Annotated in this window: 1 protein-coding gene; it reads right to left on the minus strand. The window is 67.8% G+C overall.

Annotation, left to right across the window (positions count from 1 at the left end; all coding sequences use genetic code 11):
- Positions 1 to 480, minus strand: a 480-nt coding sequence (locus DD1DGNOD_RS30160) for a menaquinone biosynthetic enzyme MqnA/MqnD family protein (RefSeq protein ID WP_241255937.1), incomplete at its 3' end; no start/stop codon positions are given.
- Positions 481 to 628: the final 148 nt, after the last annotated feature.

Here is a 628-nt window from a genome sequence, read left to right on the forward strand (position 1 = left end):
CGCATCCCCGGCGCGCTCGGCGTCATAGGTGGCCCGCAATGCCACGTCACCGATCAGCACGGCTGCGTCGGCCTCGCGCAACATCAGGGGAAGGTCGGGCGGCATGCTCGTGTAGGTCGGGTGCAGCCCCAGCCGATCCTCCAGCAGCATCTGCGCGAGCAGCACACTCGTCCGCGACGTGGAACCCAGTGCGACCGATCGGATCCGGTCCAACGGTACGGAGCTCGCGAGCACCACCGACAGCACCGGACCGTCGGAACCGACCGCGATGTCCGGCAGGACGACGAGGTCGTCGGCGTGCCGCAGGTACTCGACCAGGCTGATCGGGCCTATATCGAGATCGCCCGCCACCAGCGCCTCATTGAGCCGGTCGGGAGTGTTCTTGGTCAGTTCGACGTCCAGCACCGCCCCGGAATGCACCAGACCCCAGTAGAGCGGGAGACAGTTGAGAAACTGGATGTGGCCGACCCGCGGGCGCATCGGAACGGGCGCCGGTGCGGGCGACCGGCTCTGGGCCGGCAGCGACGACACCGCCGCGTACGCCCCCGCCTGGTCGGTCGCCTGTGCGACTTCGTGCTGTCGTGCAACGTCATGATGTGCGACGTCATGATGTGCACCGTCATGACGT

The sequence above is a fragment of the Candidatus Protofrankia californiensis genome, assembly GCF_900634765.1.
Lineage (GTDB): Bacteria > Actinomycetota > Actinomycetes > Frankiales > Frankiaceae > Protofrankia > Protofrankia californiensis.